Annotated in this window: 4 protein-coding genes; all 4 read right to left on the reverse strand. The window is 40.8% G+C overall.

All coding sequences use genetic code 11. The features are described from left to right. Nucleotides 1-44: 44 nt before the first annotated feature. The 4 genes from RA156_RS09050 to RA156_RS09065 all read right to left on the reverse strand — a co-directional run bounded on the left by RA156_RS09050 (nucleotide 45) and on the right by RA156_RS09065 (nucleotide 10,630). On the reverse strand, nucleotides 45-1,040 hold the full coding sequence (locus tag RA156_RS09050; protein WP_306639577.1) for a T9SS type A sorting domain-containing protein: 996 nt from the start codon (nucleotides 1,038-1,040) through the stop codon (nucleotides 45-47). Between the two features lie 86 nt (nucleotides 1,041-1,126). Next, entirely contained in the window at nucleotides 1,127-1,705 is a 579-nt protein-coding gene (locus RA156_RS09055) for a hypothetical protein (RefSeq protein ID WP_306639579.1), read from the reverse strand. A 713-nt stretch (nucleotides 1,706-2,418) separates the two neighbouring features. Next, nucleotides 2,419-2,910, reverse strand: coding sequence for an Imm52 family immunity protein (locus RA156_RS09060; RefSeq protein WP_306639581.1), 492 nt, complete (start codon nucleotides 2,908-2,910; stop codon nucleotides 2,419-2,421). A gap of 10 nt (nucleotides 2,911-2,920) precedes the next feature. After that, nucleotides 2,921-10,630 (reverse strand): Tox-REase-5 domain-containing protein, encoded by a 7,710-nt coding sequence (locus RA156_RS09065; protein ID WP_306639583.1) that lies wholly within the window; start codon nucleotides 10,628-10,630, stop codon nucleotides 2,921-2,923. Nucleotides 10,631-10,649: the final 19 nt, after the last annotated feature.

Raw genomic sequence — 10,649 nt, forward strand, 5'->3', positions numbered from 1 at the left:
AAATATTACGACAAGAAAGAGTTCTTGAGTTGCTCGAGATAGAATCAAGATTTGATTATCGGAAGTCTCAGAACTTCGCCAAAGTTGAGGTGAAGATGAAGAATATATCTTCCGGATAAGAGGTGACTTACATCTATGTATGAATTTGATTCATACTGCGATTGAAGAACACATCGTCCTGAAAGATCTTGAATCGTAAAATGATTAATCTGGTCTTGAATATTATTTCCGGCAATACTTAAACGATCACTTACCGGATTTGGATATATGGTAAAGTTCTTAGATGAATTTTCTTCAATCGAAACTGAAGAATCATGATCATGTGGGATTGGTATTTCACACGGAGCTGCAAGACTAAGATGAACATCGTCTATGAAAACATAACTGTGTATGAAATCATCATCTACCCCATCGACCTCAACCAAGGTTGTAGCCGTGTCGTGCTTGAAATTTCCAATGATAATCTGAATCTCACCTCCTTCAGCAATGAAATAACTGGAAATTTTGGTCCAGTTCTCTTCATCAAAGTATTCGCCTTCTGTCTGGGAAATCTGTGGCCAATAAGGCATGAAAGTACCACTTCCGGTATTTGATATGGGGGAATCATTAAAATAGACACCAAAATCGTCTGTGGTAAAGTCGCTATCGTCTGCTAAATTGACGAACATTTCGAAATAATAACACTCACCTGCTACTAAGGGTGAATCCAGTAAAGCAGCCACATATTCACGACCGTTCCAAACATCAGCGGTATAAATTTCTATTGCTACATAACCTTCGCCTGAGTGTGGGACCTGATAACCATTATGATTGTACGGAGTACTAAAATCAGAATTGGTGCACCCGTGATAGAAATCTGGAGTTCCAACATCCCATCCATCTAATCCTGATGGATTGTCCCAATCCGTGGCACCTTCCAACATACTCCAATCATTCGGACAATAGTCGAATTCTTCGAAACTCCCATTTGAGATTAGGTTTTGGCTTTGACCTATGAAAGGAATTATGAAGAGCGCTAAGATTATTGGTAGAGATTTCATGTTTCTATAAGTCTCTCTGAGTAATAGACATTTATTAAAGATCTTAAAAAGTAAGCAAATGTGATGGCTTTGGAACTCCATACAATTTACGGATCACGATGATCACGTTTATGGTTGAAAGTATCGAAGAAAATATTTTCGTTGGTGTCTTCTGGAATGAGGGAGTTCCTCTTGAGCTCTTTGAATAATAGCGTTAGATCCTCGTTGGTGCTTGTCCAGTATAGTCCTACTTCTTTCTTTTCGACTTCTGACTCTGAGTTCTCTGTTGACTGTGATCCCTTTTCTAGCTGTAGTCTACTTTGAATAGTTGGAAGGATAGACTGTAGCTCCATGAAGCGATTCTTCTTCCATAGTTCATAAGCGAGTTCTCTCTGTCGGAATACCACCATGCGGTCAGTAGCATCAGTAGGCCTTATCTTCTGTTGAGCTACTTTAAGATGCACGTCTTGATAGATGTACTTAGGCTGAGAAGGTTCGTTCCATACTATGGTATCACAGAAAGACTCCAAGCGATCAGACGATAAACGAACAGCTAACTCAGAGAGAAAAACGACACGATTCTCTATAAAGTGATTGCTGTACTTCTCAAGGAGCATGGAAGCACTGTCAACACTGAGAATCATGCGGTCTATTGCCTGCGATATAGTCAAACCTCCTTCTGTCATAGCTGCAGGACAAAGATTCGAAAAAAGAACTCTCTCAAGAAAACACCTTCGATTTCGTGATCTTCGTGATCTCTCCATTCCAAATCATCAAAATCACAGGATAGTGGACAAGTACACGGAAACAAAATCTACGGATGAGAGAGAACATCAATCACTATCGTTTTCCTTCAAGTACACCCGCCAAAAACCAACGTTCTACACTTCACTGGAGCAACACTGCAGACCAGCGCTTGAACGTGTTGAAGTGGTCGAGGGTGTTTCTTTGAGTACTGATCGTGGTTTGCTTCATCCCTCTCCTGGAGTCTGCTCTGTATATTCTTTCTGTGGTAGCTGGATACCCCTATAGTCACCAAGTCATTGAATACTTCAGCTAAACCGCGTTTGTGGTCGAGGGTGGTTATATGGTCTGAGAAGGATTCCTATTAGGCGTGCAAGGTAATATCCTGACACTTTGCATTTGCTTCGGAGGTTGCAAGCAATTGGTCAATACTCATTTCTTGAACTGAAGAGAAGGAAGCTTTCAATTTCATCATCACATTTGAATACCATGGAAGAAAATTCGACCATGGGCCGAACTACTGGATCTCAAAGAATACATCTGATGAAATGTTTAGGTAATCACATCCTTCTGGAATTGCTAATCACTGATTTTCAGCGCGTTCGGAGGTCACAAATTCTCTATGAACTTATTCGATGCTCTGTCCTTTTCCCAATCACCATTGATAAATTGGTTCATTTAATACACTATGACCAATTCTACCTTCCGATGCATTCCACATTTCGAGAAGGTCTGGTCCTATTTGCTTAAGAAGATTCAATTTCATTGAATCATAAGGTTCGTTCAAATCAAGAATAATACGATTCTTCAAATACTTACTTGAAATACCACAAGATATACTCAAGTTGACAGTTATAGAGTTTTCAAGTTCACTTTTAAGCATAAGAGTATACCCTAAATCTGTTATAGGAAGTTTAGTAACCTCATCAAGGTTACGATTATCAAGAAGCAACTTTTTAATAGCCTGAGAACTTTGAGAAATCGGCAAATCACCCTCGTTTGATATCGGCCTACCTGTGATATACCAATCAGTAGTGTGTAGGTTTTGTTCCAAGAGCAATAACGTAGAACGTATATATTCAGCACACTCCTCCAGTTCTGACTCTCTACTACCCCAATATATTCCTAAATAAAGCGTTTCTTTCATTTTTTCTTTTTCATTTCATCGACTGGTGGAATACTTTTATTCCAATTCCTTCCCGTTGGAAAAGTTCACGGACAATATCTGCGGCCTCTTTTTCCGCAAAATACCATTCAATAGTCGCCCCTTCTGCAGCATTGACTTGTCTAGTGGCCTGTTTGAGGAAACTTGACTGAACCCAATTTCTTTCTAGTAGCCACTTGTACTTACCTTTAGCTTCCAATAAGACTCCTGAACTCGAAATTCCATCGAAGTTAACGTTATTTAGGCGATATGTTTTACCAGCTTTGACACCCGTAATCAATTCTTGGTAGGATTTGGAGAATGACGACCAGCCCCTTGTTGATTCACTAACCCATCTGCCTCCCCATACTCCAGGTACTGCTCCGGTTGATAAAGTAAGCACATTTACATCTTCAACTGTAGAAGCATTATCGGGTGCATTCCAATCTCTCGAAATAATTTGACGGTGACGAACAACAGACGCTCCAACAAAATCAAATACAAAAGGATATCCATCATCGTATCCATTTTCCTGATTAATCCAATTACGATCGTCAATAAATTTGTCCTCATCTTCATCTAGCGTGTAATCATATATCGCTGAAGGTGCATGGTAGTCTATTCCTATAGTTGTTAGGTTATCGAATTTTTCTATCAGCGGCTCACCTTCAAATACCTCACCCGTCTCTTTGTTGATATAGTAGTGATCGGTAACTGCATATGCATATAGATCATCATTAAACCTAGCATATTGATCAATATCAACTTCCGTCCTGACGATTATGGCTTCTCCATCTAGACCTAATTCAAACCAATGAATTACTCGTTTATGTTCTGCTCCTTCGAGTTCTATACCGTTTATAACGATGTTCTCTGAGAAGGCATATGGAGAATTATGTGGATAATCTGGCGCCAAAGGATCTAGACTCAAGAACCTACCAATCCTAGCATCATGCATTCTGAATTTATAGTTGACACTATTGCCATCGCCTTTTAGCTCATCATCAGCTTCCTGCCCTTGGAAGCCATACCTATAGTCCTCCTGTGCAAAGGTCCTTCCTGGCATCAGCATACCGAAGGGGTAATAGTCGTTCAAAGCGGTCACTCGCGGCTTAAACACATAATATTGAGTATTCTGATCATATTCAAGAGTTTTCGCATCGCCAATCACCGCTGTAACATTTCCTAAGTGATTGGATATTTCAAACTGCTTGAATCCGGTAATGTCTGCAAATTGTTCATCAGAACTACTTATTTGATTCAATTGATATGTGGCTGCTCCGATTACGTAATCAGTGAGTGACGAGGTTCCATCTGTACCGTAATAAACTGTTTTTGGTGATAGGGATAGATTCGATATAGTCACTCCAATTGATCTTCCATCAGTGAGCATACCCAATCTAGAAGAACCGTTCAGATGTGTTCCTTGTAGCGTAAATATTAAGTCATATTCTAGGGGCTGCTGTGCTGGTGCAATCGCAAGGTCATATATGGCCAACTCAGTTCCCATCGGATCACGAGCGTAATACTGGACCTTCCATTCGGTTTCATCTTTCATAAAACCATTGGCATTTCTAAACTTCTCAATTTTCGCAATTCGATTGCCACCTTGGTCATAGATAAACTCTAAGTCTGATAAATAAACTCCATTCACTTGATCAGGGCGAATAACTCGCTCCACTTTGTTTTGGGTATTCCATTCAATCCAACCTATGCCATCTTCCGCATCTTGGATTAGTTGGCCTATTTCATCATACTCATAGTTGTCTTGAAGCTGGCCATCTAAATCATTATCCCATGGAGAATCCACGGCATCCTGAACGTATGTCAATCGATTTCGGTAACGTTCTTCGTCAGGCAAATTGACGTCTTCATAGGTGTAGTTATAGGTGAAGTTGTCCATCGCTAAATCAGAGGGATTGAGCATAGTATGACCATTCCTTACCAAGGTTTCAATATTCCCATTCGGGTCAAAAGAGTATGATGAGGCGAAGTCATCAGATAAGGCCGAACCTAGTGGATGAACGTTGTTACCGAGTAACGTTGGGTCGTTCAATGGTGTAATCACATAGTTGGCTTGTTTTATCCGGTGTAATTGATCATACCTATAAATGGCCGTATGGTGATTCATGACGCCAACATTCGGAATGGATAGTTCTTGACTGAAAGCGTGTGATATAGCCGAAATATTTCCGCTGTACAAATCAAAGATGTCACTATCGAATGCTGACAAAGACTCTAGTTCAAAGTGATTTGCTGTCGATATCTGACCATCAGTAACGGCTTTGTAATCTCCCTCGAAATAATCAAGGGTGTAGCCATAGCTGTCTTCTGCGAAATGTGAATTGACTTTCGGAGAATTCACATCTTCGAAACCATCTTTACCAATGTCACGGAATCGTTGAAGGGTGGCACTGTTCACTCCCTTAACCCAGCCTTGAATGGTATACGCGAAATCTTGCGCTGCAACTTGATTGTCTCCGATTTCCGTTCTTGCTAATGGTCCATGTGCGTAATAAAAGTACTTGGCGTCATTGTGCCAGAATCGACCGTCAGTTGTCGTAAATACTGCATGCAATCTGTTATCAGCGTCATACTCATATCGATGTGCAAATTGATCCCATTCTCCCCATTGATATTTCACTTCATGTACATTGCCGCTGAACACATCATAATCGTACTCTATCTTCTTTGTTCCTTGATTAATCACATGTAATTCAGGGAATTCTTGAACTGCCTCTTTGACATTCCCGTGTATGTCATAAGAGAATACAGTAGCTGATAGATATTTATTCTCAGGTAGTTCTTGAGGTGTCATTTCACGAATATGCGCCACCATGCTTACCCTGTTTCTCAGGTTGTCTTGGGTTCCATCCGCTAATGCACCTAAAACTTCTTGACTGGCTACTGAAGCGTCATACCAAGTATAGTTAACGTCTTCTTTGGTTGTTGATGCATTGATTAGTAGCTCAAAATCTGCTTGAGAGAAGTAGGTACCCGGCGGAATACTAACTCCACATGCTTGACCAGATTCATACGGTCTACTTAGTTCATCGTATAGCGTATAGCTGAAACAATTGTTTGCCAGTTGTTTGTCATTCTGACTGGCGATAATGCGATCAAGGTCGTCATACCAGAAATTTTCAATACCCCCATCAGGTGTCGACGATTTTACCATTTGCTGAAGACTATTGTAGGTGTATACGGTCTCCATTTGGTGGTTTGGGTCCATGAAGTTTCCTAACTGATCTTCTCTGTATTGTTGTACAAGGTCAATATCACTGCCAGAAAGTGGATGGACGCCAGCCGGCGGAACAGTCTTTACCAAATTTCCTGCCTGATCATAGTAGTACAAGGTAGACTGATAGTCCATCTTAGTGTACTTCATTTTGAAGAATTCACGGTCATCTAAATTTTCATACCAATTTTGCATGTATAAATCCAGAAACTCCTGTTCAGCCAAAACTTCGTAATTGGCACTTTCTGCGTCGAATATTTCTTGCTCCATATCCGCTAAAACTACTTCGCATGCCATCTGACCAACACTACTGAAGGCAGATACTCCGCAACTGAAGGAAGGAGGGAAATTGTTTAGGCTAGCTGAATACAACCCATCGCACTCTTGTGCCCACTGATTAAGATCAGTTAGACTTGGTTGTGCATCAGAGGTTTCATAAAACTCTTCGATGATGTAGTCAAGAAAAGAACCATTGTTCGATATTCCGGCCAAGTCAATCGTCGGATTGGCAAAAACGTTGTACCCTTCAATGAAATTTGCCAGGTTAGAACAGTTGCACGCTATTGGCGCCTGGCCAGCGGTTAATGTTTCTGAACTTGGTACGACTAGATTCTCATTTGCATTCCAAATATCTACGAAATGGTCGTTGATGAGATCATTCAAATCATAATAATCAACACCTAAGTAGCTGACGTAAACACCGCCTCCTAAGACGTGATTCAGAGAAACTGTTTCCAAGAGGTTACAGCCATTAGTACATAACGTCATGAGTAATGATTCTAATAACTCGAGCTCTTCACCACCAGCACCAAAATAACTCGGATAGCTATCCTCAACATACTCCAAGACTTCAGCTATGTATACCCCACAATCTACAGAGCAAAAAAGGTCCGCCACATCATCAGCCATTCCGTCTTCGACATCCTCGTCGTAGAATTCATCTAGGACCGAATAATCTGCGATATACACATTTGACTCATCGGTTACACTATTGTTATTCCCGCTACCCCAGCTTGTCTGCCAACCTTCAATTAATTCATCGAACATTGGACGATTGGGAAAGAGAATAAAATTCCCTGCCGACGCATTTTGGAATAATCCTCCGTTTAATAAATCTAGTGGTTCAGGGTTACCAAGAGGTTCTATTGATCCACAAAAGCCAGTAATACAACTTTCAACCGGCTCTACAAATTCTAAGTACGCATCAAACGCTAATTCTCTGTAGAATCGATAAACGCTTTGAAAGAAGTAAGCCTTGCTGCTTTCATCAGCATTTGCCCCTATGTATCCGTTTTCTTCAAGAGAAGCGAATAAATTTGCTACTACGGGATCTAACCCGGAAGGTGGATTATTTGCGATGTCATGAGGATCGTCAAGTACATACCAAATTGACATGTATTTATCATCATCAAGTAAGCTTTGGTCATCATAATACTTAATGAAGTTACGCAGGTTTGCCTCGACAAGGTATTTCATTTCCTGTCGTTCAAGATCTAAAACCCCATCTCTATGTCCTGCAATGAACCAATCTAATGGTAGTTCATCTATGTTCATACCAGCATTTACGCAAAGGCCATTTGCGTACGCACCAATGTAGTTGTTGTATTGTAGATTCGTATTGAATTGGGTTCCGGTGAAGTCTGTATCCATAGTTAAATTCCAACCAGTATGAACTGGATTGAAAACTTCAATTCCTAGCATGCCTCCTGATGAAATCTGTTGATCTACATGGTCTGGATAATTCCAAAAATCAACAGAGATTTCCCCAGAAATGATACCGCCTGAGCATGACTCTTTAGATAACATTACGTCACAACGAACATCATATTGACAAAACTCTGGATGGTACATAATGAATTGGTCAGGAAAATTTGGATAAATTTCAACAAACAATTCCCAGTTAGTCCTCAGATCGTCCCAATCATATATCCCTTGATTTTGAAAATCTGAAAGCTGATATCCGAAATTGCAAAGACTTGTAGACACTACATTTTCGATAGAAATTAATTCACTGGTCAGCCAGCCATTCATATCATATCCGCTATTATAAACTCCATACTCATCGATGCTTTCAGATAGGTTGTCAAAATACTGACCTCCCGGTGACATAGCGTCTAACATCTGAGTCATATAAAAAGAGCACCAATCTAGTGGCTCTGCTACAGGATTGTCACAATCTGAAGCGCATTGCTCTATTTGAATTCTTGCGTTGGCAATTAGGGCATCATATCCTTCTGGTACATTATTTAAGGCATCAACTGCATCAAGGTAAGCTACTAACGTCTGTTCGGCAGGATTGAAATTATCGGCAATCACAGTCGTAGTTCCATCGCCATTGATAAATCTCACCTGATCGCCATCACGCAGGTAATAACTTTCGAAGCAATCATTCCAACATTCGTCACATGTAAAATTCGCTGGAGCAAGTGGTTGATAGCAATTAGGTTCGGCCATATAGTTTGACAACTCCTGCTGCATTCCTTCCTGATCTAACTCTAATCTCTTATGAATCCGATAAGTGCCTGGAATGAGTATTGGAGGTGAAGCTTGATATCCCACATTCCCATCATCCCAGCTATCTACACCTAGTTCTTCAAAATGGTAAATCAATTCTTCTTCCAAGGTAATATCACTTGCGTTGACCACTCGATAGAGGTCGATGTATATGTTGTATTTCGGATTGATATTCATTCCTGAACAACCTACTGTGAAAGTGTTGGGGAAAAGATCGTAGTAGAAGGTATGTTCCGAAGGTTCTACAACCACAAAAGTATGTTCTGCTTCGATTGCATCTTCCCATGAATCGGTGATATTGTAAAAAGTGAGATCTATATAGGTCTCGTCACCGACTATTTCACCATTGGAAGTTTCTAGATGGTCAAGAGGTAGCAGGCTTTCTGGGTTTGAACCTGTCATATATTCTGCTACTTTTCGCCCCTTAAGATCTGTGATTACTACATGGCCCTGTCCGTCTGGATCCACACTAACAGTTTTTAGGTACTGTGAGGCATACCCAACTTCATTTCCGAAGAGACTGTCTAGCTCCTCTTGATTTGGATTTCCGTAGAAATATGAAGTAACATGTTCATGTCCGTCAATAATCGCATGATCAATTCCTACTCCACTAGTCTTCATCGCTCTACCGGATCCGTCTTTTGATAGCACCGTTCTCGCATATGGATATCCTTGAGCATCAGCAACATATTCACCATGATGACCAAGACCAACATTTGACGAAGAATAGTAATTGCCTGGTCCTTCATCACCTTCACCTCCAGGGTGTAGTGGCAAATTGTTTTCTACGGTGTTCTCAACTCCATCCCAAATATCGAAATAGCTATAATCAAAATATCGGTTGGAAGAAGCATCCCAGAGTTGGTCTTCATAGAAGTGATATCCTTGATTCGGTTGAGGTGTGGGTAGGGTTTGAACTGTTTCTCTTCCATTAAAGTCATAGACATTCGAATGCACTATGGCTAGGTCATCAGTGTTCTGGATGGTAACAGATTGACGTGTCCGCATCTGATCATCAGCAAAAGAAAGCGAAACAGATCGCCTTCCATTTTCACCAAAAGTTTGAGAAACCGACCAATTCAGATCTGAGAAAGCTGTTTGAGTCTGGATTGCCAAGGCAAACTCGTAAGTGGCGTCATCATCAGTTGACCAAGGCGTTACTGTTCGATTACCGGTAGAGATATCTTCACCTACCGCTCTTGCTCGAACGGCCAGTATCCCTCTTGGGTATGTATTGGGAATCGTGTAATGGTTTTGATCCAACTGCACTCTTACGGCATTTCTCCAGTTTGGAGTCAACTGTGACCATTGACTATAATCTTCATTTTCGCCAAGTTCATAGAACAGCCATTCAATCTCATACTTCGTCGCACCAATAGGTTTTGACCACGCCAACTCAAACTCGTTTTGATTGTTTTCAAGCTGAAATTGCGTGATCACTGGTGGTACCGTCTCTTGCAAAGCGAATCGTTTATGTGAATTAATACCTACCTCGAGACGGCAATCAGGTGGTGTTTGATAATCCACATTATTCTGCCCTGAACAATTCACGCAGACGTTCTTCACTTCAGCAAAGATTGCCCCTGGGTACAATTTGAGCTCTTGTTCTTGATAAGGCGTATCTAAATTAAAAGTGACCTCTAGTTCTTCATCCTCGATTAAGACAAAGCTTCCATCTTCGTAAACCAAGGTGACATCATAGGTAATTTCAGTCATCCAATCTTGGCTATAGAAGGTCTTTAAACTCTGTTCATAGCTCAACAGCACATAGGCCTCTTGATGCTGAATTGAAAAGTTAGAGTAGGTCTGGGACAAAATCTCTTCGTAGTACTGGTCTTGAGAAGTAATCAACGTATTTGCGTTGACCACGTCAATGGCTTCCGAGTTATGCACATTCAAATCCTGAGCTGAAACACTCAAGGTAATCAACGTCAAAACAATCGAAAGAACGGATTGGATAGTCGTTTTCATGGTCCTTTAGGTTTTGAGG

It is taken from the genome of Sanyastnella coralliicola, from assembly GCF_030845195.1.
GTDB classification, from domain to species: domain Bacteria; phylum Bacteroidota; class Bacteroidia; order Flavobacteriales_D; family Sanyastnellaceae; genus Sanyastnella; species Sanyastnella coralliicola.